This window comes from Aliirhizobium wenxiniae (assembly GCF_019511445.1).
Taxonomy (GTDB): domain Bacteria; phylum Pseudomonadota; class Alphaproteobacteria; order Rhizobiales; family Rhizobiaceae; genus Neorhizobium; species Neorhizobium wenxiniae_A.
The window spans coordinates 88116-110760 of the sequence record NZ_JAEUAN010000016.1 but is presented as its reverse complement, the minus strand read 5'-3'; the positions used below and the strand labels follow the sequence as shown (position 1 = coordinate 110760).

Annotated in this window: 24 protein-coding genes and 1 tRNA gene; 16 read left to right on the top strand and 9 right to left on the bottom strand. The window is 59.0% G+C overall.

Annotation, left to right across the window (positions count from 1 at the left end):
- Positions 1-54 precede the first annotated feature (54 nt).
- A complete protein-coding gene (locus tag JNB91_RS19535; RefSeq protein ID WP_220327149.1) occupies positions 55-927 on the bottom strand; it encodes an ATP-binding protein in 873 nt (290 codons plus the stop codon).
- Positions 928-1111: 184 nt separating this feature from the next.
- Between JNB91_RS19535 and yajC the strand changes: the two genes are divergently transcribed.
- From yajC to JNB91_RS19515, 4 genes are all read left to right on the top strand, one after another.
- Positions 1112-1468 carry a preprotein translocase subunit YajC gene (yajC, locus tag JNB91_RS19530; RefSeq protein WP_112507713.1) on the top strand — a complete coding sequence of 119 codons (357 nt, stop codon included), beginning with the start codon at positions 1112-1114 and terminating at the stop codon, positions 1466-1468.
- Positions 1469-1580: 112 nt separating this feature from the next.
- The gene (locus JNB91_RS19525) at positions 1581-1967 is read left to right on the top strand and encodes an Mth938-like domain-containing protein (RefSeq protein WP_220327148.1); all 387 of its coding nucleotides are present in this window, start codon (positions 1581-1583) and stop codon (positions 1965-1967) included.
- A gap of 1 nt (position 1968) precedes the next feature.
- Positions 1969-2823: a phytoene/squalene synthase family protein gene (locus JNB91_RS19520; RefSeq protein WP_220327147.1), complete on the top strand. Its 855-nt coding sequence runs from the start codon at positions 1969-1971 to the stop codon at positions 2821-2823.
- Between the two features lie 92 nt (positions 2824-2915).
- A complete protein-coding gene (locus tag JNB91_RS19515; protein ID WP_223218282.1) occupies positions 2916-3440 on the top strand; it encodes a hypothetical protein in 525 nt (174 codons plus the stop codon).
- On the opposite strand, the gene trmFO is transcribed toward JNB91_RS19515, so the two are convergent.
- From trmFO to JNB91_RS19500, 3 genes are all read right to left on the bottom strand, one after another.
- On the bottom strand, positions 3418-4827 hold the full coding sequence (gene trmFO, locus JNB91_RS19510) for a methylenetetrahydrofolate--tRNA-(uracil(54)-C(5))-methyltransferase (FADH(2)-oxidizing) TrmFO (protein WP_220327146.1): 1410 nt from the start codon (positions 4825-4827) through the stop codon (positions 3418-3420). The genes JNB91_RS19515 and trmFO overlap by 23 nt on opposite strands.
- 185 nt (positions 4828-5012) lie before the next feature.
- Positions 5013-5156, bottom strand: a complete 144-nt coding sequence (locus JNB91_RS19505) for a DUF1127 domain-containing protein (protein ID WP_112454807.1) — start codon at positions 5154-5156, stop codon at positions 5013-5015.
- 254 nt (positions 5157-5410) lie between these two features.
- Positions 5411-5557: a DUF1127 domain-containing protein gene (locus tag JNB91_RS19500; RefSeq protein WP_112507721.1), complete on the bottom strand. Its 147-nt coding sequence runs from the start codon at positions 5555-5557 to the stop codon at positions 5411-5413.
- 598 nt (positions 5558-6155) lie between these two features.
- Here JNB91_RS19500 and JNB91_RS19495 point away from each other — a divergent pair.
- The 3 genes from JNB91_RS19495 (at position 6156) to JNB91_RS19485 (ending at position 10050) form a co-directional block, all read left to right on the top strand.
- Positions 6156-6240 (top strand) — tRNA-Leu (locus JNB91_RS19495).
- A gap of 159 nt (positions 6241-6399) precedes the next feature.
- A complete protein-coding gene (gene tig / locus JNB91_RS19490; RefSeq protein WP_220327145.1) occupies positions 6400-7872 on the top strand; it encodes a trigger factor in 1473 nt (490 codons plus the stop codon).
- A gap of 555 nt (positions 7873-8427) precedes the next feature.
- Entirely contained in the window at positions 8428-10050 is a 1623-nt protein-coding gene (locus tag JNB91_RS19485) for an ABC-F family ATP-binding cassette domain-containing protein (RefSeq protein WP_220327144.1), read from the top strand.
- A 9-nt stretch (positions 10051-10059) separates the two neighbouring features.
- Here JNB91_RS19485 and JNB91_RS19480 read toward each other — a convergent pair whose 3' ends face one another.
- Entirely contained in the window at positions 10060-10818 is a 759-nt protein-coding gene (locus tag JNB91_RS19480) for a bestrophin-like domain (protein WP_220327143.1), read from the bottom strand.
- A 174-nt stretch (positions 10819-10992) separates the two neighbouring features.
- Between JNB91_RS19480 and JNB91_RS19475 the strand changes: the two genes are divergently transcribed.
- Positions 10993-11478, top strand: coding sequence for a hypothetical protein (locus JNB91_RS19475; protein ID WP_220327142.1), 486 nt, complete (start codon positions 10993-10995; stop codon positions 11476-11478).
- 67 nt (positions 11479-11545) lie between these two features.
- On the opposite strand, the gene JNB91_RS19470 is transcribed toward JNB91_RS19475, so the two are convergent.
- The 4 genes from JNB91_RS19470 to JNB91_RS19455 form a co-directional block, all read right to left on the bottom strand.
- On the bottom strand, positions 11546-11929 hold the full coding sequence (locus JNB91_RS19470; protein ID WP_220327141.1) for a hypothetical protein: 384 nt from the start codon (positions 11927-11929) through the stop codon (positions 11546-11548).
- Between the two features lie 172 nt (positions 11930-12101).
- Entirely contained in the window at positions 12102-12737 is a 636-nt protein-coding gene (locus JNB91_RS19465) for a glutathione S-transferase family protein (protein ID WP_220327140.1), read from the bottom strand.
- Between the two features lie 97 nt (positions 12738-12834).
- Positions 12835-13290, bottom strand: coding sequence for a GNAT family N-acetyltransferase (locus JNB91_RS19460; RefSeq protein ID WP_220327139.1), 456 nt, complete (start codon positions 13288-13290; stop codon positions 12835-12837).
- A gap of 71 nt (positions 13291-13361) precedes the next feature.
- Positions 13362-14573 (bottom strand): NADP-dependent isocitrate dehydrogenase, encoded by a 1212-nt coding sequence (locus JNB91_RS19455; protein ID WP_148146426.1) that lies wholly within the window; start codon positions 14571-14573, stop codon positions 13362-13364.
- 228 nt (positions 14574-14801) lie between these two features.
- On the opposite strand from JNB91_RS19455, the gene JNB91_RS19450 reads away from it, so the two are divergent.
- The 8 genes from JNB91_RS19450 to JNB91_RS19415 all read left to right on the top strand — a co-directional run bounded on the left by JNB91_RS19450 (position 14802) and on the right by JNB91_RS19415 (position 22560).
- Entirely contained in the window at positions 14802-15332 is a 531-nt protein-coding gene (locus tag JNB91_RS19450; protein ID WP_220327138.1) for a hypothetical protein, read from the top strand.
- A gap of 60 nt (positions 15333-15392) precedes the next feature.
- Entirely contained in the window at positions 15393-17393 is a 2001-nt protein-coding gene (locus tag JNB91_RS19445) for an FUSC family protein (protein ID WP_220327137.1), read from the top strand.
- Between the two features lie 62 nt (positions 17394-17455).
- Positions 17456-18295: an RNA methyltransferase gene (locus tag JNB91_RS19440; protein ID WP_220327136.1), complete on the top strand. Its 840-nt coding sequence runs from the start codon at positions 17456-17458 to the stop codon at positions 18293-18295.
- On the top strand, positions 18279-19079 hold the full coding sequence (murI, locus tag JNB91_RS19435; RefSeq protein ID WP_220327135.1) for a glutamate racemase: 801 nt from the start codon (positions 18279-18281) through the stop codon (positions 19077-19079). The genes JNB91_RS19440 and murI overlap by 17 nt, the downstream gene beginning before the upstream one ends.
- Positions 19080-19477: 398 nt before the next feature.
- Positions 19478-19729 carry a hypothetical protein gene (locus JNB91_RS19430; RefSeq protein WP_220327134.1) on the top strand — a complete coding sequence of 84 codons (252 nt, stop codon included), beginning with the start codon at positions 19478-19480 and terminating at the stop codon, positions 19727-19729.
- Positions 19726-20181 (top strand): GNAT family N-acetyltransferase, encoded by a 456-nt coding sequence (locus JNB91_RS19425; RefSeq protein ID WP_220327133.1) that lies wholly within the window; start codon positions 19726-19728, stop codon positions 20179-20181. Before JNB91_RS19430 ends, JNB91_RS19425 begins: the two co-directional genes overlap by 4 nt.
- 62 nt (positions 20182-20243) lie before the next feature.
- Positions 20244-20885 (top strand): LysE family translocator, encoded by a 642-nt coding sequence (locus JNB91_RS19420; RefSeq protein ID WP_220327132.1) that lies wholly within the window; start codon positions 20244-20246, stop codon positions 20883-20885.
- Positions 20886-21036: 151 nt separating this feature from the next.
- Positions 21037-22560: a helicase HerA domain-containing protein gene (locus JNB91_RS19415; protein WP_220327131.1), complete on the top strand. Its 1524-nt coding sequence runs from the start codon at positions 21037-21039 to the stop codon at positions 22558-22560.
- The last annotated feature ends 85 nt before the right edge of the window (positions 22561-22645 follow it).

Here is a 22645-nt window from a genome sequence, read left to right as displayed (position 1 = left end):
CAACGAAAAAGCCCGGCATTGCCGGGCTTTTTTGCGTCTGATGATTATTCGATTTCAGTCGCGGTTCAGCGGCTTGCGCAATCGTCCGGCCAGATCCTGAATATATTGCCAGGCGACGCGGCCGGAACGGCCACCGCGCGTCGTTGCCCATTCAAGCGCCTCGGCATGCAAGGTCTCGTGTTCGAGGCCCAAGTCGAAATGGATAGCATAACCATCGATCATCGCCAGATAATCATCCTGGCTGCATTTGTGGAAGCCGAGCCACAGGCCGAATCGGTCGGAGAGCGAAACCTTTTCTTCCACCGCCTCGGAAGGATTGATGGCGGTCGACTGCTCGTTTTCCATCATGTTGCGGGGGAGCAGGTGGCGGCGGTTGGACGTGGCATAGAAAAGGACATTGTCCGGTCGACCTTCGATGCCGCCGTCGAGCGCAGCCTTGAGAGACTTGTAAGCGGTGTCGTCATGATCGAAAGACAGGTCGTCGCAGAAAAGAAGGACACGCTGTTTCGATAATTTGAGGATGTCCATCAGGGCGGGCAGTGAGGCAATGTCCTCGCGATTCACCTCGACGAGCTTGAGCGGATTACCGGTCACGGAGCGCACATCCTCATGGACAGCCTTGACCAGCGACGATTTGCCCATGCCGCGCGCACCCCACAAAAGCACATTGTTCGCCGGATAGCCTTCGGCGAAGCGAAGCGTGTTTTCGTGCAGGATGTCGCGGACGTGATCGACGCCGCGGATCAGCGTCAGCGCGATGCGGTTGGGCCGTGGCACCGGCTGGAGCTTCAGGTTTGATGGCACCCAGACGAAGCAATCCGCGCTATTCCAGTCGTTGACGGCAGGTGGCGGTCCCGCGAGGCGTTCGACCGCATCGGCAAGGCGCCGGATCTCGGCAAGGACCTGTGCGTTGATATCGTCGCTCATGGTGCTTTCCCTCTTTTTCGTCATTGTTTTGCGCCGGTAACACGCTCGTCATTGCATAGAAAGGCGTTGAGCCGTGGATTCGGTACGGCGAAGTGCCGCTTTCTGTTGCATTCCGGTCCATCGCAACTATATTCCGGCGGCTTAAACGGGGGCGGGGAGTCTCCGGTAGTTTTAGGAGTTCTCGATGTTCATTACCGAAGCATTCGCCCAGGCGAGTGGCGCAGCAGCCCCCTCGGGTACCGATTCCATCCTGCAGATGGTCATGCTGTTCGCACCCCTGATGGTGGTGTGGTATTTCTTCCTCATCCGTCCGCAGCGCGCCCAGGCCAAGAAGCGCAAGGAAACGCTCGACAGCATTCGTCGTGGCGACCAGGTCGTTCTCGGCGGCGGCATCACGGGCAAGGTGAGCAAGGTCATCGACGATAACGAACTTGAAGTCGAAATCGCCGAAGGCGTGAAGATCCGCGCTCAGCGCGCCTACATCGCTGAAGTCAAGGTCAAGGGCGAGCCGGTCAAGACCGAAGCTGCTCCGACCAAGTAAGCGAAGTATCGAACCGGTTTTCTTTAAAGACCGGTGATCTATTGCCCGGATGCATTCCGCCATGAGGCGGAACGGCGTCCGGGCACATTTGTTCTTGAGGAGGGCAAGCGCCATGGCACGAGGGATCGAAATCCGCGAAGCCCATTTTCCGGGCCGTGCGCCGATCGACGCCTATGGCAATGGCGGCTTTCGTTTTGCCGACATGTCGCATCGCGGCTCCATCCTCTGCCTGCCCTCGGGCATTCATGGCTGGAACATGCAGGATGGCGATCTTCTTACCGTTGCTTCTCTGGAACGCGTATTGTCGGACGCATCCGGTATCGAGTTTCTGCTGGTCGGGACTGGCGTTGAAATGAGGCCTATACCCGCTGAAGTGAAAGCCGCGCTGAGGGCCAATGGGATTTCTTCCGATCCGATGAGTACTGGTGCGGCGGTGCGCACCTTCAACATCATGCTTTCCGAATCCCGCGCCGTCGCGGCTGCTCTGATTGCGGTCTGACATGTCCGGCGCATCTCCCGACAACGCTGCGCTTTGCCTCGCCATGCTGCGCGATACCGATCGCGACCGCTATCTGGCATGCCTTCTTTCGCCGGAAGACAAGCGGGGCGCGCTTGCAACTCTTTATGCCTTCAATGCAGAGCTTGCCCGCATCCGCGATGTGGTGCGCGAGCCGTTACCGGGCGAGATCCGCCTGCAATGGTGGCGGGATCTCTTGGAAGGTGGTGCCGAAGGAGACGCTGGCGGCAACCCGCTGGCGGCCGGTCTGTTGGACACCGTCGAGCGTTACCGGTTGCCGCGTCAAACGCTGGTTGCCATGACCGAGGCACGTATCTTCGATCTCTACGACGATGCGTTGCCGGACAGAAATGCGCTCGAGGGTTATTCGGGCGAAACGGCATCTGCTTTGATCCAGTTGGCAAGCCTCGTTCTTGCGCCGGAATTGGCAAGCCAATCTACGGACGCTGCCGGGCATGCGGGCGTGGCGCAATCGATAGCCGGCTTGCTGATGCTGCTCCCGATCCATAACCATCGGCGGCAGATTTATGTGCCGCTCGATATTCTTTCGGCGACCGGCCTCGATCGTGACAGCTTTCTTGCTGGCGAAGACAAGGCGCGCATTTCGGCCGCGATCGACGCCTTCGCCGGTCTCGGGCTAGAACATCTGGAAAAGGCGCGCCGCGCCGGTTCCATCCCGGCCCCGCTCTTTCCCGCCTTCCTGCCTGCCTCGCTCTCGGAGCCGGTTTTGAAGTGCGCAAGAAAACTCGGCGCGGATGCGTTTGCCGGTGGGCTGCAACAGCCGCAATGGCGTCGCCAGATCCGGATGATGAAAGCTGTTCTACTCAGACGCTTGTGATGCGGCATAATATTCGCGCAAGCCTCGCAGGCTAGGGACTATGCAACCCGAAGACCTGCCCCCAAAAACCTTCTGTGCCGAGGAGACGTGGTTTGAGTGCCCTTATCATCTGGATCGCCATCGTCGCGCTGATTCTCGTTCTCGTTTATTACATAAGGGGCATCGCCCGCAGGAACGACGAGCAGGGGCGTTTCGATCTCGGCACCGCAATTCTCGAATTCGGTCGCGCATTTCCCGAAGAAGCAATTCGCAGTCTTCACGCCACGAAAGATGGCGACGTCTTCGTTCGCTTGCACAACGATAAGACAGGCTTCATGCGCAATCGGCGCAACCATTACGCCTGCCATCTCATCCAGCCGGGCCGTGTGAGGATTGTTCCTCTGCCGGATGCCAAGGGCTTTTCTGCGGAATTCCTCGACGCGCCGACCCTGAATGCTGAATTTGTATTCGTGAACGAGCGGGAAGCTGCCGAAGTTTCGCTCTGGTTGCTCGACAATTATGTCAGCGTTTCAGGCAGAGGCGGCGATGCCGGCGAAGATATTGCCGGTGAAAAGGCAAGCGGCCAGGAACTGGCCGCCGCCGATGGTGATGCGTCTACGCCAGACCGAGCCAATTAGCACAATCTTTCAGCGCTCGCGCTGAAAGGAGCTGGCGTTTCATGATCGTCTTGTCCTTGCCGCGGAAACGCTTCACGCCCTCAGGTTTGACGATCGAGCCGGGTTCAAGCTCCGGAAACAGACCGAAATTGATATTCATCGGCTGAAAGGACCGCTTGCCGGGTTCCTCGTCGTGAATGAGATGGCCGCCGGTAATGTGGCCGAGAAGAGAACCGAAGGCTGTCGTCGCAGGCGGCGGCGTAAGCGGCTCTCCCTTGCGCTCGGCGGCGGCAAACCGTCCGGCAAGCAGGCCGATGGCGGCGCTTTCGACATAACCTTCGCAACCGGTTATCTGGCCGGCAAAGCGCAGGCCCGGACGGCTCTTCAAGGTCAAGGACCGGTCGAGCAGGATCGGCGACTGGATATAGGTGTTGCGGTGCAGGCCGCCGAGCCGGGCGAATTCGGCATTCTGCAGGCCGGGAATCATGCGAAAAATCTCCGCCTGCGCACCGTATTTCAGCTTCGTCTGGAAGCCGACCATGTTGTAGAGCGTGCCGAGTGCATTGTCCTGACGAAGCTGTACGACGGCATAGGCCTTGACGGTCGGATTGTGAGAATTGGTGAGACCCATCGGTTTCATCGGGCCGTGGCGCAATGTTTCGCGGCCGCGCTCCGCCATCACTTCGATCGGCAGGCAGCCGTCGAAATAAGGGGTGCCTTCCCATTCCTTGAAGCCGACCGTATCGCCGGCAATCAGCGCGTCGACAAAAGCCTCGTATTGGTCCTTGTCGAGCGGGCAGTTGATATAATCCTTGCCCGTGCCGCCGGGGCCGACCTTGTCGTATCGCGACTGGTACCAGCAGGTATCCATGTCGATCGAATCGCGATGCACGATCGGCGCGATCGCGTCGAAGAAGGCGAGCTGGTCTTCACCGGTTTCTGCCTGGATCGAAGCTGCAAGCGAAGGCGAGGTGAGGGGGCCGGTGGCAACCACCGCAAGATCCCACTCCGCAGGTGGTATCCCCTGGACTTCCTCGCGCACGACGGTGATCAGCGGATGGCTAGAAATTGCAGCGGTCACCGCATCGGAAAAACCGTCGCGATCCACGGCGAGCGCGCCGCCTGCCGGAACCTGATGCTTGTCGGCAGATGCCATGATCAGCGAATTGGCAAGCCTCATCTCCGCATGGATGACGCCGACGGCATTTGCCGTAGCATCGTCGGAGCGGAAGGAGTTGGAGCACACCAGTTCGGCAAGACCGTCTGTTTTATGTGCATCGGTACCGCGCACGCCGCGCATTTCGTGCAGGATGACCGGAATTCCGGCCTCGGCGATCTGCCAGGCGGCTTCGGACCCTGCAAGCCCGCCGCCGATTACATGAATGGGAGAAAAGGATGTCTTTGTCATGGGGCGCGTCATTATCACGACGCGGCTTCGACAGGAATCAAAAAGGCGGCTCAATCGAATTCAATTTGAAGTTCGATAAATATCAGAATCAAAAAGGCACCTGAGAAGGTGCCTTTGATCATCCTTGGGCATTTCGGCCGCTAGGCTTTCTCATTCAGCGGTTGGAAGACCGCGATCCGTTGGGATTAACGGAAGGAACGAGAAGCAACGTTACGGATGTCGTAACGGGTCAGACCGATGTCGGAAAGAGCCTGGTTCGACAGATTGCCGAGCTCGTTCATCGTGCGGCGGTAGCTGATCCAGTTCTTGGCGATGCGGATCGGGTTCATGGTGGTTTCCTCAAGTCGTCTTTTTCCCGGCGCTCGTTATCGGCTCCGGCGATGTGCTTCTTATACGCCCGAATAATAAAGATGTGCAGTGCAAATTATGTGCAACTGCCATGCATTTGTGCGGTGAATTGTCGCTTATCTGGGCAATGCGCGAAAAATGAGCTGAGAAGCGGCGTTGAGGATAAGAATAGAGCACAAACGAAAAGCGCCTCCCGAGGGAGGCGCCTTCAATCGACTGGAGAGTCGAGATTTTATTAGAAGCCGACGGCGGTCCGGGCTACGCGACGGATGTCGGCGCGGCCGATGCCGAGGTCACCAAGTTCACGGTCGGTCATGCGGCCGAGTTCCGAAACGGTTTCGCGGTACTTGCGCCAGTCGCTGAATTTCTTTGCGATGCTCATTGTGGGGGTCCTTTGCCCTGTGGGCGTCATCTCCGCCCTCTTCATCTGCTAATCGTTTTAAATCCTGATCTGCACAAAAAACAGCGCCCGTTTCGTATGTCACCTATGCGTCCAGTGCATTTCAAGATGTCGGCGCGTGTCGCCGTATTGGGCAAGTTGTCGAGATGAAGCTGGAAACGAACAACGCCCACCGGGGGAGGAGGTCCGGTGGGCGTCATATGAATGACCGACGAATGGGAGGAGGAGTTTCGTCGGTCTGTACGGGTCTCGCTTGGGAGGAGGAGTGCGCGACCCGAATATCTTGCGGAAAGTCCGCTTTGTTCGTTGACTTGAACCTACAGAAAGTCAGGGAATTTGTGCACTGCAAACCTTGAATGGATGGCATGCTTCATTTGCATGGCTGTGTTTGACACCTGAAGGTGCTCTTCGAGCCTCGAGTGTTCGATGCATATAAAGAGAGAAATGGCTCGTTGATCTGCCGGTGGGCAGTCTTCTTTGGTGACTGTCATTTTTCCTTTGCGTGCTGGAAAACGGATGATATAGAGACGCGCGCTCTGGAAGGCCTCCGGCGACGAGGTATTTCGACGCGGTTTGGGGCGCGGGTATGGTGAAATTGGTAGACACGCCAGATTTAGGTTCTGGTGCCGAAAGGCGTGGGAGTTCAAGTCTCTCTACCCGCACCAAGCACCGCCAAGGTGTGGTCTTGAGCCAAAGAATGGGCGAACGACCGGCGCCTTTAATGCCGCGTCTGGTCTCTTTGAAGTTCCGGCGATGTGCTGACTGTTGAACGGCTGGAGATGCCGGATAGTTTGGCACCGCCGCCACGATATGAAGGTTTGAAAATGCAGGTTACCGAAACGCTCGCTGAAGGGCTGAAGCGCGAAATTAAAGTTGTCATCCCGAAGCAGGAGATGGAAGCACAGCTGAACGTGCGCCTCGCCGACGCGAAGGATAAGGTCCGCATCAACGGCTTCCGTCCGGGCAAGGTGCCGCTCGCGCACTTGAAGAAGACCTACGGCAAGTCGATCATGGCCGATCTCGTCAACGAGATCATCCGTGACCGTCCTTCGGCGATTCTCTCCGAGCGCGGCGAGAAGTCGGCCACCCAGCCGTCGATCTCGATGACCGAAGATCAGGATGAAGCAGAAAAGATCCTGTCTGCGCAGGCAGATCTCGAGTTCACGCTCACCTACGAAGTCATTCCGCCGATCGAGCTGAAGTCGACCGACAAGATCACGGTGACCCGTGAAGTCGTCGAAATCGCCGAAGAGGAAGTCAAAGAGCAGATCGTCAAGATCGCTGAAAGCGCTCGTACCTTCGAAACCAAGAAGGGCAAGGCCGCCAATGGCGACCGCGTCACCATGAACTACCTCGGCAAGGTCGACGGCGTAGCCTTCGATGGCGGCGCTGCCGAAGATGCCGAACTGGTTCTTGGTTCCGGCCAGTTCATTCCGGGCTTCGAAGACCAGCTCGTTGGCGTCAAGGCCGGCGACGAAAAGGTCATCACGGTCACCTTCCCGGAACAGTATCCGGCTGCAAACCTCGCAGGCAAGGAAGCCACCTTCGACATCACCGTCAAGGACGTTGCTGCTCCGGGCGAAGTTGAAATCAACGAGGAACTCGCTTCCAAGCTGGGCATCGAATCGGTCGATCGCCTGAAGGAAATCGTTCGCGGCCAGATCGAAAGCCAGTACGGCAACCTGACCCGTCAGAAGGTCAAGCGTCAGATCCTCGACCAGCTCGATGAAATGTACCAGTTCGACACCCCGCAGGGTCTCGTTGACGCCGAGTTCGACAACATCTGGCGCCAGATCAACACCGATCTCGCCCAGTCGGGCAAGACCTTCGAAGACGAAGACACGACCGAGGAAGAAGCGCGCGCCGAGTACCGCAAGCTTGCCGAGCGTCGCGTTCGTCTGGGCCTCGTTCTCTCCGAAATCGGTGAGAAGGCTGGCGTTGAAGTCACCGAAGAGGAAATGCAGCGCGCGCTTTACGCACAGCTGCAGCAGTTCCCGGGCCAGCAGAAGGAAATCCTCGATTTCTTCCGCAACACGCCTGGCGCTTCCAACTCGCTGCGCGCCCCGATCTTCGAAGAGAAGGTCATCGACAAGCTGCTTACCGAAGTGAAGGTCACCGACAAGACCGTCACCAAGGAAGAGCTGATGGCTGACGACGAAGCCGAAGGCGAAGAAAAGCCGGCCAAGAAGAAGGCTGCACCGAAGAAGGCCAAGGCCGAAGCTGAGGAAGGCGAAGAAGCCGCTCCAAAGAAGAAGGCTGCTCCGAAGAAGAAGGCCGCTGAAGACAGCGCCGAATAATATCTTCGGATAAGCGAATTGCGAGAGGCCGGGTCGGAAACGACTCGGCCTTTGGTGTTACGTGTCAGCTTGAAACGGCTCGGCCGCCCAGATTAATGTGACTTTATATTACATGGTCAGGGGGCTGGTTATGGAGTTGGTGCATAATGAACGGACGAAATATCTTGCAGCAGCGCTGGATCGGGCATCGACTGCGTGTCTGGCCGTTGGAGCGATTGCGCAGCTGACCTCGCCGATATCTCCACAGTTCGGCTTGGATGTCGCCATAGCTGTGTCTGCTTGGATTTTTGGTGCGCTCGTATTACATTTAGGTGGTCGTATCATTCTGGGAGGCTTGCGGTCGTGATGTCTTCTGCATTTTTCTTCTGGTATATTCTACCTCTGCTCATAGGTGCCCTCGGCCTTGCGGTCGCGTGCTATTCCCGTTACGTGGAAAAGAAGACACGGCCGAACCGGCATCCGGGTGAGTAGGTCGGTTTTTCGCCAAAACCCCGCGACATTCACACCATCTCGTGACATAAGGCAGGCCGAATTCTTCCAGGAACACCGGCAGCCATGATCCGTATCGAAAATATCAGCAAGTCGAACAGCAATCGCATTCTCTACATCGAGGCTTCGGCTGCGCTCAATCGCGGCGAGAAGATCGGCCTTGTCGGTCCCAACGGCGCCGGCAAGACAACGCTGTTTCGCATGATCACCGGCAGCGAAGTGCCCGACGAGGGCCAGGTCTCAGTCGAAAAGCACGTCACCATCGGCTATTTCAACCAGGATGTCGGTGAGATGTCGGGCGTTAGCGCCGTGACCGAAGTCATGGATGGTGCAGGGCCGGTCAGCACGGTCGCAGCCGAACTGCGCGAACTTGAAGCCGCTATGGTCGATCCCGATCGCATGGACGAGATGGACGCGATCATAGAGCGTTACGGTGAGGTCCAGGCGCGTTACGAGGAACTCGACGGCTATGGGCTCGAAAGCCGGGCCCGCGAGGTGCTCGCCGGTCTATCCTTCAGCCAGGAGATGATGGACGGCGATGTCGGCAAGCTTTCGGGCGGCTGGAAGATGCGCGTCGCTCTTGCCCGTATTCTTCTGATGCGGCCGGACGTGATGCTGCTCGACGAACCGTCCAACCATCTCGATCTCGAAAGCCTGATCTGGCTGGAGCAGTTCCTGAAAGGCTACGACGGCGCGCTGCTGATGACCTCGCACGACCGCGAGTTCATGAACCGCATCGTCAACAAGATCATCGAGATCGATGCCGGCTCGCTCAATACCTATGCCGGCGATTACGGCTTCTATGAAGGACAGCGGGCCCAGAACGAAAAGCAGCAACAGGCCCAGTTCGAGCGTCAGCAGGCGATGCTCGCCAAGGAAATCAAGTTCATCGAGCGCTTCAAGGCGCGCGCGTCGCATGCCGCCCAGGTTCAGAGCCGTGTGAAGAAGCTCGACAAGATCGAGCGCGTCGAGCCGCCGAAGCGCCGCCAGTCGGTCGCCTTCGAGTTCCAGGCGCCACCGCGCTCGGGTGAGGATGTGGCCAACCTCAAGGGCATCCACAAGGCTTACGGCACCAAGACGATCTACGACGGACTGGATTTCTCCATCCGCCGCAAGGAACGCTGGTGCATCATGGGCATCAATGGCGCCGGCAAGTCGACGCTCCTGAAGCTGATCGCCGGTTCGGCCGAACCCGATCAGGGATCGGTCGCGATCGGCGCCAGCGTCAAGATGGGCTATTTCGCCCAGCATGCCATGGACGTGCTTGATGGCGAGCAGACCGTGTTCGAATGGCTCGAATCGGAATTCCCAAGGGCCGGGCAGGGCGCATTGCGCACGCTCGCCGGCTGCTTCGGTTTCTCCGGCGATGATGTCGAGAAGAAATGCCGAGTTCTTTCGGGTGGAGAAAAGGCGCGGCTGGTCATGGCGGCCATGCTGTTCGATCCACCGAATTTCCTCGTTCTTGACGAGCCGACCAACCACCTCGATCTCGATACCAAGGAAATGCTGATCAAGGCGCTTTCGGAATATGAAGGCACGATGCTTTTCGTCAGCCACGACCGCCATTTCCTGTCCGAACTCTCCAACCGCGTGCTGGAAGTTTCTGCCGATGGCATCCATCGTTATGACGGTGGATATCGCGAATATGTCGAACGCACTGGTTATGAGGCTCCTGGTTTGGTCGCTTGAACTGGCCAATCAGTTGGTCATTTCAGCCAGCGCGCGGTGCAACGGAGCGTCCGAGATCTGTATCAGCCCGGTGAACGGCGAATCCATGTCGAGAACCAGATAGATCGATATGGCGATCAGTAGTGATGACGCGTTGAACATGATCAGCACCACCGCGTTTTTCGGCGCCCGGTAACCGAAACTGGCAAAGATCAGTGTCAGCCAGGCGACCAGCATGCCGATGACAGGCGCAGGTATGACACCGGCCTGCTGCTCAACGATCATCCAGCGCTTCTCCACGATGCTGCGATATTGTTGCCTGAGATCCTCCAGCAGCCTTGCTTGCGCAGGCTCGGCGGCCTGCAGGGCGTTCAGATCATTGCCAACCTGTGTCAGGCGTTGCTCAGCATCGTTGCGACGGTGTTGCAAGGCATCATCGGCTCGACTGGGATCTGCGATTGCATGTTCGACATAGGTGACGAGAGAACTGCGCACGCCGACGGTCTCATCCCCATAGAACTCGAGTGAGCGATCGAAGAGAATGAGTTGTGTGGCGTAGACATGGACATTGCTGTCGAGTGTTTCGAACGTGTTCTTCGATGAATTGATCATCAGGCCGAAAACGAGCGATGTCATCACCACGAAGATGTTGGCGACAAGCCTGACCACGGCATTCGTTTCATCGTCTCGATGAGATGCCCTGAGTCTCGGATAAAAATGCACGCAGGTGTAGGAGGCACCGCTCAGAAGTGCAAAAACGACAAGCGCTATCGGTAATTCGCTGGGCATAGGCGTTGTCCTCCAGGCGCCTGCGCATTCTTTTCAAGTCATAATTACGCAGCCTGTCCTGAACGCCAATCCTCGAAGTTCGGATTATAGTTCCCTCTTTCGCCTTGATCCCTCTCCCATGCTCTCTAGCTTGGCTTCAGGAGGCTTTGGCAAGGAACAAGGCGATGTCGAAATATGGATTTTCAGACCCTGCATTTTCGGGCCTTGGCCCGGTTGTCGATTTTGAGCGTCATTCTTTCATCCTGCACGATCCCGCCGGATACGTCGCGGGTCGTGGGAGAAAACTCCACCGTAACGGCTGCGCGCAAGGAACTGGTAGGTCTCGACGAAGATGATGTGCGCATGTGTGCCGGATTTCCGAGCGCCAGCAGTGCCACCGCCGATGGTGGTTCGATCTGGGCCTATCGGCGCGACATGCCGCGGGGAAGCTGGAACGTCGTCAATCCGTCCTTCACCCTTTTCGGCGCGATACCCGCGGTCAATACATCGACAAGCGGTTCATCGGGTGGCAATTGCAGCACGCAATTCCGGTTTGCCGAGAACAGGTTAAAGCAGGTGGAGTTCGCCGGCGACAACAATACGTCAACCGATCTCAACGGTCTCTGTGTCAGCATGATCGACAACTGCCTGATCTATGCCCGCACGAAGAAGGCGAACTAGCCTTGCCGCTTGCACCGGACGAAAAAAGCCGCGCAATGCGCGGCTTTTCAAGGAATTGCGGTATGCCTCAGCGGCAGACGCGGATCGATTCCATATGCCAGCCGCCATCATAGGCATTGCGAACCTGCTGATCCTCGAACCAGCAACGCGGAGGCGGTGGTGGTGGCTCGACGTAACGCGGACCACCGCTATTGGCCAAAGCGCCGCCGATCAGGCCGCCGACGATGCCGGCCGCAAGGCCGCCGGCAATGACTTTGCCGGTGTTGTCGTGATGGCGGCGATGATGACGATCGCGATCGCGGTCACGATCCCACCGAGGCGGTGGCGGCCCGCGATGGTCCCAGCGTGGTGGAGGCCCGTCGCGCCATTGCGCCATGGCCGTTCCGGCAGGAGCCATTGCCGCGCTGGTGAGGATGGCGAGCGACAATGCGGAAAGAATGATCTTCTTCATGGATGTATTTCCCTGCACACCGGTCATCTCCGGTGCTTCGAGCCCGGACCATGCGCTTTCCTACATTAACGGATCTTGAATGAACCAGCTGTGTCTTGCTGCTCGTTGAAAACCTTGATCGACGGACGGGTAAGCAGGGCCTGCCTTCCGAAGGTACGGGCCGCTGTTCGCATCAGGCCTTCTGCGCCGCCTGCATGTCGCCTGCCGCCTTGTCGTCCTTTTCGCAAGCGCGCTGATAAGCGTCGCGAAGGGCAAGGCGTCCGAAATATTGCTCGAAGGCGGGGCGTTTCTCGATAGACCCGAATTGCAACCCCCAACCGATCTGCGAACCGACATAGACATCCGCCGCGCTGAATTTTTCGCCGGCTATGTAGGAATTGCTGCGAAGGGCAAATTCCAGCGCATCCATCACGTCGGCAAAACTGCCGTAACCGATCATCCGTTCGCGGCCGGCCGGGACTTCAAAGCCGAGCGCCCTGTTGCTTACCGCTGCTTCTAGCGGCCCGGCGGCAAAGAACATCCACCGATAATAATCGGCACGGTCTGCGGGTGAGGGCGCCAGGCCCTTCTCGGGAAAGGCGTCGGCGAGATAGGCACAGATGGCGGCGCATTCCGTCACCGTCTTCTTGCCGTGAACGATTGTCGGCACCTTGCCCATTGGATTGACTGACTTGTAGCCTTCGTCCTTCATGCTTGTGCCGAATTGCAGGATTTCTGTCCGGTAGGGAACGCCCACTTCCTCCAACATCCAGCGAGCGATGCGACCGCGTGACATTGGATTGGTATAGAATAGGATTTCATCTGCCATCCGTTATCCTCCTGTTGCCACTCCTTGTTTTGGAGCGCGCGGCGACACAATCAAGATCCGAAAACCAGTGTGATAGACGATTGGAAGCAGGGACGTGCTACAGCGGCTTGCGATACTGGATGAAACCCGGCGCAACCGCGACGCGGTCATACAGACGCCGTGCGGCATCGTTCTTTTCCTGCGTCAGCCAGTAAAGACGCCCGGCATTCTTGTCTCGGGCAAGCAGCGCCACCTTTTCGATCAGCGCTTCGCCCACCCCGCGACCGCGCTGGCTGTCGTCGACATAAAGGTCCTGCAGATAGCAGGTCGTATCCGGCAGCCATGTCGAGCGGTGGAAGAGCGCATGTACGATCCCGACAAGCTTTCCCTCGTCGAAAGCGCCGAGCACATGCATGGGCTCATCAGGATCGTGAAACCGCGACCAGGTGATGTCGTATTGCTCTTTCGGCAGTTCCGACTCGTAAAAGCGGATATAGGCCTCGAACAACGGCTGCCACGCCTCGCGGTCGGATGGCGCCAGAGGACGGATTTCGACGGGACGATTGGCAGACATGCAAAGCCTCCGGCGCAAAAGAAAACGGCGGGGAAAGCCCCGCCGTTCAAATCTACTCTGAAGATTATGACTTACGCCATGGCCTTCTTGAGGTTTTCGTCGATCTTGTCGAGGAAGGCGGTGGTCGAGAGCCACGGCTGATCCGGACCGATCAGCAGGGCCAGGTCCTTGGTCATGAAGCCGGCTTCGACCGTGTCGATGCAGACCTTCTCGAGCGTATCGGCGAACTTCGTCAGTTCGGCATTGTCGTCCAGCTTGGCGCGGTGTGCGAGACCACGGGTCCAGGCGAAGATCGATGCGATCGAGTTCGTCGAGGTTTCCTGGCCCTTCTGGTGCTGGCGGTAATGACGGGTAACCGTGCCGTGTGCGGCTTCGGCTTCGACCGTCTTGCCATCCGGCGTCATCAGAACCGAGGTCATCAGGCCGAGCGAACCAAAACCCTGGGCAACGATGTCCGACTGAACGTCGCCGTCGTAGTTCTTGCAGGCCCAGACGTAACCGCCGGACCACTTCAGCGCGGAAGCGACCATGTCGTCGATCAGGCGGTGTTCGTACCAGATCTTGGCTTCATCGTACTGAGCCTTGAATTCGGCGTCGAAGATTTCCTGGAACAGATCCTTGAAGCGGCCGTCATAGGCCTTAAGGATGGTGTTCTTGGTCGACAGGTAGCAGGGAACGCCGCGCTGCAGGGCGTAATTGAACGAAGCGCGGGCGAAATCGCGGATCGAATCGTCGAGGTTGTACATCGCCATGGCGACGCCCGAGGACGGGGCGTCGAACACGTCATGCTCAATCGTCTGGCCGTCGTCGCCGACGAACTTGATCGACAGCTTGCCCTTGCCCGGGAACTTGAAGTCTGTTGCGCGATACTGGTCGCCGAAAGCGTGACGGCCGACGATGATCGGCTTGGTCCAGCCCGGAACCAGGCGCGGCACGTTCTGCATGATGATCGGCTCGCGGAAGATGACGCCGCCGAGGATGTTGCGGATCGTGCCGTTCGGGCTCTTCCACATCTTCTTCAGCTTGAATTCTTCAACGCGGGCTTCGTCCGGCGTGATGGTGGCGCACTTGATGCCGACGCCGTGCTTCTTGATGGCGTTGGCGGCATCGATCGTCACCTGGTCGTCGGTGGCATCGCGGTTCTCGACCGAGAGATCGTAATATTCGATGTCGAGATCGAGATAGGGCAGGATCAGCTTGTCCTTGATCAGCTGCCAGATGATGCGGGTCATCTCGTCGCCGTCGAGATCGACGACTGGGTTGGCTACCTTGATCTTCTGCATGGACTTCCTCTTGTCGTGAATGGGCCGGAGCGGCCCCGAATGGATCAACGGGTTGCGCTATAACATCGCAGGGCAGGTGTGCAAAGCCGTGAGACGGGGATTGGCGGCTTTTCTGTGAGATTTCAACGCAGGCACCGCCCGGCTTTGAAAAACAGCAAGAATGGTCATTGCTAAATAAAGGCCGAGGGGTAATGTCCGCGCAAATCGCTTCGAATACGGATCACCGCCATGCGAACTCTGCCGCTCGCTCTTGCTTTTTCGCTTTTTTCCACCGTCTCGTTCGCTGCTGACCCCGCAGATCCGGTCAAGGAAGTGATGAAGATCACCGAGGACAACTGGAACAGCAACGACAGCGACTGGAAGTTCATCTTCGATCCAGAGCCGCTGGCACGCATGTTCAGCAAGCGCTTCCAGGCGGCTTACGCCGATGCTGCCAAGCACCCGGCTTATGAAACGGAAAACAATCAGCCGGGCGACCCCTTCGGATATGACGTCGTCACCGCCTCGCAGGATGGCTGCCCTCTGCAGGATATCGTCATTGCGCCCGGCGTGGCTGCGAATGGCAAGACAAGTTTCAAGGTCACCTTCAAGCAGTGGACCTGCATCGATGATGCCGACCTGAAGGACACCGTCTCGGAAGTGAATTTCGACGTGATCGATGAGGGCGGCAAGCCGGTGATCGACGATATCCATCGGGTGGCCGATGGCGAAAGCGACAGCGTCATCGAGGAAATGCAATCGATCGCCAAGGGCGAATGATGCCGGGCGTGCCCGGCCTTTGCAATGGTACTATCGATGTCTAGGGCGCGGCGGGTGGCCATGACGTTTGTTGATCGTCTGCTGGCCCATGATCCTGCTTTGTCACGGGTGAAGATGGGAGCGCGCGTAACGCTCACCATTCTGGCTTCTATCCTCACTCTCATCGCTATCCATCTGACCGTGGCTCCGCTGCCGTCGATTTCCTACGCGCTGGCGATCGTGCTTTCGATCGAAGGCGGCGTTGCCGTAAAGGACAAGACGTCTGCCGAGCAGCTGAGAACACGCCTGCTGGGGTGCGCGGCGAGCCTCTTTTGCATCACGCTCGCGGCAGGGCTAGAGCCCTATCGTCTTGTCGCCGACCTGACCTTCCTGTGCGTCATCCTTGCGGCGAGCCTTGCCCGCGTATTCGGTCAGCGCGGCTTTGCCGTCGGCATGTTTGCGTTCATTTCCTATTTCATCGGCGCCTATTTGCGGCCGACATTTTCTGAACTGCCGCTGGCCGCATTGGGGCCGCTTTTCGCCGTCGCCTACGGGCACCTGATCCGCAAATATCTGCTTGTCGATGACTGGCGCTGCGATCTGACCAAAACCCTTCGGGCGATAGAGCATCGCGTATCGGATATTCTGCTGCGACTTTCCACACTTGCTGCAAGTGGAGCCTTGACGGAGAGAGATCGCATCGAGCTGCGCCAGATGGAAGAGCAGTTGAAGGACGTGGTGCTGATGGCGGAAGGCCTGCTGCCGCGCAATGCCGATGGCTCCCTGCCGAGTGACAGCAGTCCCGTCATGGCCGTTTCAATCGCCATCTTCGATCTTCACCTCGCCGCTGAAAGCGTGATCGTTCAGTCCCTTGCAGCCTTGCCGCCTGCCGCTCTGGTGACTGCCGTGCTGCATGATGATGCCGTCACGGCAAAGCGGATAGCGGAAGAGCCTTCTAGTGAGGCCGGTGACGAGCGAACAAGGCAGAGCGTCCACGCGCTCCTATGGCTGCAGCGGGCTTCTTCCGCCCTGCGTGAGAGCGCCAACGACCGGGCATTCCAGCAGTTGATGGCCTTTGGCGACGTGCCGCGAGCAGGGCCGCCGGTCAAGCCGGATTTCTCTTGGAAGAACCCGCTTGTGCGCGCGGCCATCCAGATCACCATCGCCTCATGCATCGCCATGGTCTTCGGGCTGCTTTTGTCCCGCGATCGTTGGTTCTGGGCCGTGCTGACGGCATTTCTCGTGTTCAACAACACCCGCTCGCGCGGCGATGCGGCATTGCGGGCGATCCAGCGATCGGTCGGCACGCTGGTCGGCGTTGCCATCGGTCTTGCCTTGGCGACACTTCTTTCCGGCCATACGGCAGCAACCGTCGGTCTTGCGGCCATCTGCGTGTTTCTGGCGTTCTATTACCTGCAGGTCTCCTACGCGCTCCTGAGTTTCTTCGTCACCATCGTTCTCTGCCTCGTCTATGGCCTGATCGGCCAGCTCACATATGAGGTTCTTTTGCTGCGGCTGGAGGAAACGGTGATCGGCTCGATCGCAGGCATGTTCGTCGCCTTCGTCATCTTCCCGTCCTCCACCCGGTCCACCGTCGAACTGGCGCTTGCTCGATGGTACGACGCGCTCGGGCAATTGCTGGAGGCGGTCGACAAGGGGGAAAGCCGCTATCGGCTGATCGAATTGTCAAACCGCCTCGATGAGGCTTACCGTGACTTGACCGTGGCCGCGCGTCCGCTGGGCAGCGCATGGTCGCTGGTCACCCGGCCGGGGCCGATCCGTCAGACATTGGCGATTTTCCTCGCCGCCTCATATTGGGCCCGGATCCTGGCGCGGGATTTTGCAAATGCGGAAAACCGTGATGACCCGGAAATGCACCATGCGGTCGATCGTGCCAGGCAGGTGCTGGAGAAGGCTGCAGCGAGAAAGGCGGATTGTTTTTCCATCAAGACACCGCGTTATGCAGCTGCAAGCGGCAGCCTGCCGGCACCGGGGCAGGGCGTTGCACACGGTGCGGATATGGTCGCCAATTTGCTCAATCGCCTTTATCCACCGGCCACAGACAAGCAGAAGAGCCAATAATCGGCTTGCCGTTGCTGGCCGAGGGGGCTATTGCCCGGCGTCAAGAACAAGCGGAAACGAATATGTCGGGCACCAATAGCGAACGTGAACTCATTGCCGAAGGGCCGGCGATCATTCTGGTCGAGCCGCAACTCGGCGAAAATATCGGCATGGTCGCCCGCGCCATGGCCAATTTCGGCCTCGCCGAACTGCGCCTCGTCAACCCGCGTGACGGCTGGCCGAGCGAGAAGGCGCGCTCTGCAGCCTCCAAGGCCGATCACGTCATCGACGGAACGAAGGTCTATGAGACGCTGGAAGAGGCGATCAGCGATCTCAACTTCGTCTATGCCACGACGGCGCGCGAGCGTTACGGCTTCAAGCCTGTCCGCTCCCCGGTCTTTGCCGCCGCCACCTTGCGGGAAAAATTCAAGGCGGGTGAGAAAACCGGCATCCTCTTCGGCCGCGAGCGCTGGGGCCTCAACAACGAGGAAGTGGCGCTGGCAGACGAAATCGTCACCTTCCCGGTAAACCCCGCCTTCGCCTCGCTCAATATCGCCCAGGCCGTGCTCTTGATGTCCTATGACTGGATGAAGTCGGGCATCGACGACCTTGAGGAAACCCGCTTCCAGCCGATCGAGCAGAACCCTTCGACGAAGGAACAGGTGCTCGGCATGTTCGAGCATATCGAAGAGGCTCTGGATGCCCGCGGCTATTTCCATCCGCCGGAAAAAAAGCCCAAAATGATCGACAACCTTCGGGCCGTCCTGTCGCGTCGGGCCTTTTCCGAACAGGAAATCAGCGTATTTCGCGGAGTGATCAATTCGCTTGATCGGTTCCCGCGGCAGTGGCCGAAAAAGACGGTGCCGAGACAGAAGAAGGCCTCAGAGGCAGGGGAGACAGAGGGGAATGACAGCGGCGAATGAGCTGAAGCCCATACTGGTGTTCGATTCGGGCATCGGCGGGCTGACGGTGCTGCGTGAAGCGCGCGTGCTGATGCCCGAGCGCGGCTTCGTCTATGTCGCCGACGATGCGGCCTTTCCCTATGGCAGTTGGGAGGAGGGCGCCTTGCAGGAGCGCATCCTTTCCCTGTTCGAAAAGCTGTTGGATGATCATCAGCCGGAAATCTGCGTCATAGCCTGCAATACGGCTTTCACGCTGGCTGGTGCCGCACTGCGCGAGAAATTCCCGCACATGACCTTCGTCGGCACCGTGCCGGCAATCAAGCCTGCGGCCGAGCGCACCCGCTCCGGCCTCGTTTCCGTCCTGGCGACACCCGGCACCGTCAAGCGCGCCTATACGCGCGATCTCATCCAGTCCTTCGCCACCCAGTGTCATGTCCGCCTCGTCGGATCCGAAAACCTTGCCCGCATGGCAGAAAGCTATATCCGCGGCGAGGCGATAGCTGATGGCGATGTGCTGGCCGAGATCGCCCCCTGTTTTGTCGAGAAGGATGGCGACAAGACCGACATCGTCGTACTCGCCTGCACCCATTACCCTTTCATGGCCAATCTCTTCCGCCGTCTCGCGCCCTGGCCGGTCGACTGGCTGGACCCGGCCGAGGCAATCGCAAGGCAGGCGCGCCGCAAGGCGCCGCTCATCGAAGGCGCGGAACATCCCGAAGGTTTCGACTTTGCCGTCTTCACCTCGGGTAATCCGGATTTTGCCACCCGCCGCCTGATGCAGGGCTTTGGCCTGCGCACCGGCTGAGGCGTCGCCAGAGTGCCGACTGTTGCCCTCATGCAACAAAAACACCTTTGAGTGCAATTTTCGATTGTGGGTGCTTGCGCGTTTGGCAAGACCGTGCAATCTTCCAGCATCCGCAACTCAAACAAGGGAGAGCATCGATGAATACATTTTCTGCTAACATGCGCCTCTCTGGCGGATTGGTCCGAACCATGCGGGTGAATTACCCGCGCAATCTGCTCGGACTGGCTTTCCGCGGCTAATAATGCCCGGAATCCGCCTTTTGGCATCTTTCTCGATCTAAACTCGATTTGACGTGACCGGTCTATCCGTCTGACGGCTCTTGCCGCCTGCACTTCCGCGCGCGTCTTTCCAAACCACGAAAGGACCCGCTCGCACACGCGAGACGGGGCGGAAAAGCTATGCGTGAAATGCACGTAATGGTTGCTGATGTTCTGTCGGCAGAAATGGACGCTCTTCATCAACGCCACGGTCCCTGGCGTCTGATCAAGGCACTTGTCGCGACCCTCGTGAGGCGCTCCTCGCCGTTTGCGGCGAACCGCTCGTCCGATCTCGACAATTACATGCTTCGGGATATCGGCTTGCCGGAGAACGTTCCCGAGGTCGATTTCGTCCTGCAGTCCCGCTTCGTTCACTGGAGGAATTACCTGTGAGTAACGGTCTGACCCTCCGCAAACTGGCCCTGGTGGACATGGAGGCCGCGTCGAATGTGTTTCGCACCGCATTCGACGCGCGACTTCCATGGCTCGCAGGCCTTCACAAGCCGGAGGAGGATCGGACTTTCTGGTCGGGGTACCTGTTCTCGAACTGCGCCATATGGGGGGCCGTGCTGCAGGGTGAACTGATCGGCGTCATTGCTTTTCGCGAAGGCTGGATCGATCAGCTCCATATCCTGCCCCAAATGCAGGGGCGGGGCATCGGCTCGCGCCTTGTCGATATTGCCAAGGCCAGTCATGCTCGCCTTGATCTCTGGACCTTTCAGAAGAATGCCGGTGCCCGGCGGTTTTATGAAAATCAGGGGTTTGAGGTCGTCCGCGAAACCGACGGCGCGGACAATGAGGAACATGAGCTCGACATCCTTTACAGCTGGCGCCGATGCGCTTGAGGCACACTTGTCACGCGGATCTTTCCGTGACTTGATCTCATCATTCATCCGAGGAAACGTCCATGTCGCTCGAACACTGGCTTGCATTCGTTGCCGCATCCGCCGTGCTGCTGGCAATTCCGGGGCCGACCATCCTTCTCGTCATTTCCTATGCGCTGAGCCACGGCCGCAAGGTGGCAAGCGCGACGGTGGCCGGCGTGGCGCTCGGCGATTTTACCGCCATGACCGCCTCCATGCTTGGGCTTGGTGCGCTGCTCGCAACATCCGCCATGCTTTTTACCGCGTTGAAATGGGTCGGTGCCGCCTATCTCATCTATCTCGGCGTCAAGCTGTGGCGCTCGCCGGTTTCCGGACAGGCAGAAGTCGTCGAGGACGACGACGATGCGCCAGCAGTCCGCCCGTTCCGCGTCTTCCTCCACACCTATGCCGTGACGGCATTGAACCCGAAAAGCATTGTCTTCTTCGTCGCCTTCCTGCCGCAGTTTCTCGATCTGACCCGGCCGCTCTTTTTCCAGATGGCGGTGTTCGAAGTGACCTTCCTCATTCTGGCAACCATCAATGCCGCGCTTTACGGCCTTTTGGCATCGATGGCGCGCAACACGATCCGCAAGCCCAAGGTCCAGCGCATCGTCAATCGCACCGGCGGCTCGCTGATGATCGGTGCGGGGCTGCTTTCGCTCGGCTTCAAGCGGGCTGCCGCCTGATCGCAAATGTCTGATCTCAATGTCTGTTGATTTTTATCTCTTTCCCGAAGAAACGAATCTCGATCTCTGTTAAGGGGAGGGTTCGGCACACTGCCTCACCGCAGTCAGGCAGCCGACAAAACACAAATTTACGGCATACGAGGACAGCATAGTGCAAGTCGGCATCGATATGGGAACTGTGACCGGCGGTGCGCCGGCCAAGCTCGATATCGAGGAGCTTCTGGCGACGCGTCTGCTGGTTCAGGGTAATTCCGGTTCCGGAAAGTCGCATCTTCTGCGCCGCCTGCTGGAACAGTCCGCCCCCTGGGTGCAGCAGGTCGTCATCGATCCGGAAGGCGATTTCGTTACGCTGTCGGACAAATACGGCCATGTGGTCGTCGATGGCGAACGCACCGAAGCCGAACTTGCCGGCATCGCCAACCGCATCCGCAAGAATCGCGTCTCCTGCGTCCTGACGCTGGAAGGTCTCGATCTCGAAGAGCAGATGCGCGCCGCAGCCGCCTTTTTGAACGGCATGTTCGATGCCGATCGCGATTACTGGTACCCGGTTCTGGTCGTCGTTGACGAAGCACAGATGTTTGCGCCATCTGTCGGCGGCGATGTCTCCGAAGACGCCCGAAAAATGTCGCTCGGTGCGATGACCAACCTGATGTGCCGCGGCCGTAAACGCGGTCTCGCCGGCGTCATTGCCACGCAGCGCCTTGCAAAGCTTGCCAAGAACGTTGCCGCGGAAGCCTCCAACTTCCTGATGGGCCGCACATTTCTCGATATCGACATGGCGCGCGCAGCCGACCTGCTCGGCATGGACCGCCGACAGGCGGAAATGTTCCGCGACCTGAAGCGCGGCAATTTCGTAGCACTCGGCCCGGCATTGTCCCGCCGTCCGCTGCCGATCGTCATCGGCAATGTGGAAACCTCGGCGCGCTCGTCCAGCCCCAAGCTGATGCCGCTGCCGGATGCGCCGCAGGATGTCGAAGACTTGATCTTTACGCCGGATCCGGAAGAATTCGCCCGGCCGATCACCGCCGTGCGTCGCCCGACGCCGGCACCGCGCCCGACCACCGATATTCTGGCCGAACTCTCGCGTTCGACGCCTGCAGCAAGCCAGCCTGCGGCAAACGAGCCCCGCGTGGCCATGCCGGAACTGACCGAAGAAGAGCGCGAAGAGCGGCTGACGGCGGTCATGTCGGAAATACTCGACGATCCGCAGTCAGCCTACCGCACCGACAGCGTCCTCTATCAGGATTTTCTCGTGCGCGCCCGCATGCGCCGTCTGCCGGGGCCGCCGATCTCGCTCAGCGATTTCCGTCGCCGCACCGCGATCGCCCGTTCCGGCGTAGATGCCACCATGGCGGCAAGCGAGGCCTGGGCAACCGTGCTCTCGCTGTCGAACGGCGTGTCCGATGATCTGCAGGGCGTGTTCCTGATGATGGCGAAGGCGGCGCTCGGCACCGAGCCTTGCCCGTCTGACGCCCGCATCGCCCGTGCCTACGGCACCCATTCCGCCCGCCGCGCCCGCCGCCTTCTCGGTTATTTCGAGGAACAGGGCCTGATCGTCGTGCATGCCGATTTCGCCGGCAAGCGAATCGTCGCCTTCCCGGACCTGCAGGCCGAAACTGCACCAGGTAGCGCCGAAGCGCCGGATGAGGGCGATCTCAAGATCGCTGCGGAATAAGGGGCTTAGGGCCATTCCGCTGTTGACAATTCCATGACAGACCCCTAAAGACCGCCGCAGCACCGGGTGGCAACGCCCGGTGTTT

Coding starts and splice junctions, on each gene's coding strand:
- JNB91_RS19455 (WP_148146426.1), bottom strand. CDS start 14,573: ATGCAGAAGATCAAGGTAGCCAACCCAGTCGTCGATCTCGACGGCGAC.
- JNB91_RS19505 (WP_112454807.1), bottom strand. CDS start 5,156: ATGAACCCGATCCGCATCGCCAAGAACTGGATCAGCTACCGCCGCACG.
- JNB91_RS19420 (WP_220327132.1), top strand. CDS start 20,244: ATGTCGCTCGAACACTGGCTTGCATTCGTTGCCGCATCCGCCGTGCTG.
- JNB91_RS19475 (WP_220327142.1), top strand. CDS start 10,993: ATGGATTTTCAGACCCTGCATTTTCGGGCCTTGGCCCGGTTGTCGATT.
- JNB91_RS19500 (WP_112507721.1), bottom strand. CDS start 5,557: ATGAGCATCGCAAAGAAATTCAGCGACTGGCGCAAGTACCGCGAAACC.
- JNB91_RS19445 (WP_220327137.1), top strand. CDS start 15,393: ATGACGTTTGTTGATCGTCTGCTGGCCCATGATCCTGCTTTGTCACGG.
- JNB91_RS19450 (WP_220327138.1), top strand. CDS start 14,802: ATGCGAACTCTGCCGCTCGCTCTTGCTTTTTCGCTTTTTTCCACCGTC.
- tig (WP_220327145.1), top strand. CDS start 6,400: ATGCAGGTTACCGAAACGCTCGCTGAAGGGCTGAAGCGCGAAATTAAA.
- JNB91_RS19535 (WP_220327149.1), bottom strand. CDS start 927: ATGAGCGACGATATCAACGCACAGGTCCTTGCCGAGATCCGGCGCCTT.
- yajC (WP_112507713.1), top strand. CDS start 1,112: ATGTTCATTACCGAAGCATTCGCCCAGGCGAGTGGCGCAGCAGCCCCC.
- JNB91_RS19485 (WP_220327144.1), top strand. CDS start 8,428: ATGATCCGTATCGAAAATATCAGCAAGTCGAACAGCAATCGCATTCTC.
- trmFO (WP_220327146.1), bottom strand. CDS start 4,827: ATGACAAAGACATCCTTTTCTCCCATTCATGTAATCGGCGGCGGGCTT.
- JNB91_RS19480 (WP_220327143.1), bottom strand. CDS start 10,818: ATGCCCAGCGAATTACCGATAGCGCTTGTCGTTTTTGCACTTCTGAGC.
- JNB91_RS19460 (WP_220327139.1), bottom strand. CDS start 13,290: ATGTCTGCCAATCGTCCCGTCGAAATCCGTCCTCTGGCGCCATCCGAC.
- JNB91_RS19430 (WP_220327134.1), top strand. CDS start 19,478: ATGCGTGAAATGCACGTAATGGTTGCTGATGTTCTGTCGGCAGAAATG.
- JNB91_RS19470 (WP_220327141.1), bottom strand. CDS start 11,929: ATGAAGAAGATCATTCTTTCCGCATTGTCGCTCGCCATCCTCACCAGC.
- JNB91_RS19525 (WP_220327148.1), top strand. CDS start 1,581: ATGGCACGAGGGATCGAAATCCGCGAAGCCCATTTTCCGGGCCGTGCG.
- JNB91_RS19520 (WP_220327147.1), top strand. CDS start 1,969: ATGTCCGGCGCATCTCCCGACAACGCTGCGCTTTGCCTCGCCATGCTG.
- JNB91_RS19465 (WP_220327140.1), bottom strand. CDS start 12,737: ATGGCAGATGAAATCCTATTCTATACCAATCCAATGTCACGCGGTCGC.
- murI (WP_220327135.1), top strand. CDS start 18,279: ATGACAGCGGCGAATGAGCTGAAGCCCATACTGGTGTTCGATTCGGGC.
- JNB91_RS19440 (WP_220327136.1), top strand. CDS start 17,456: ATGTCGGGCACCAATAGCGAACGTGAACTCATTGCCGAAGGGCCGGCG.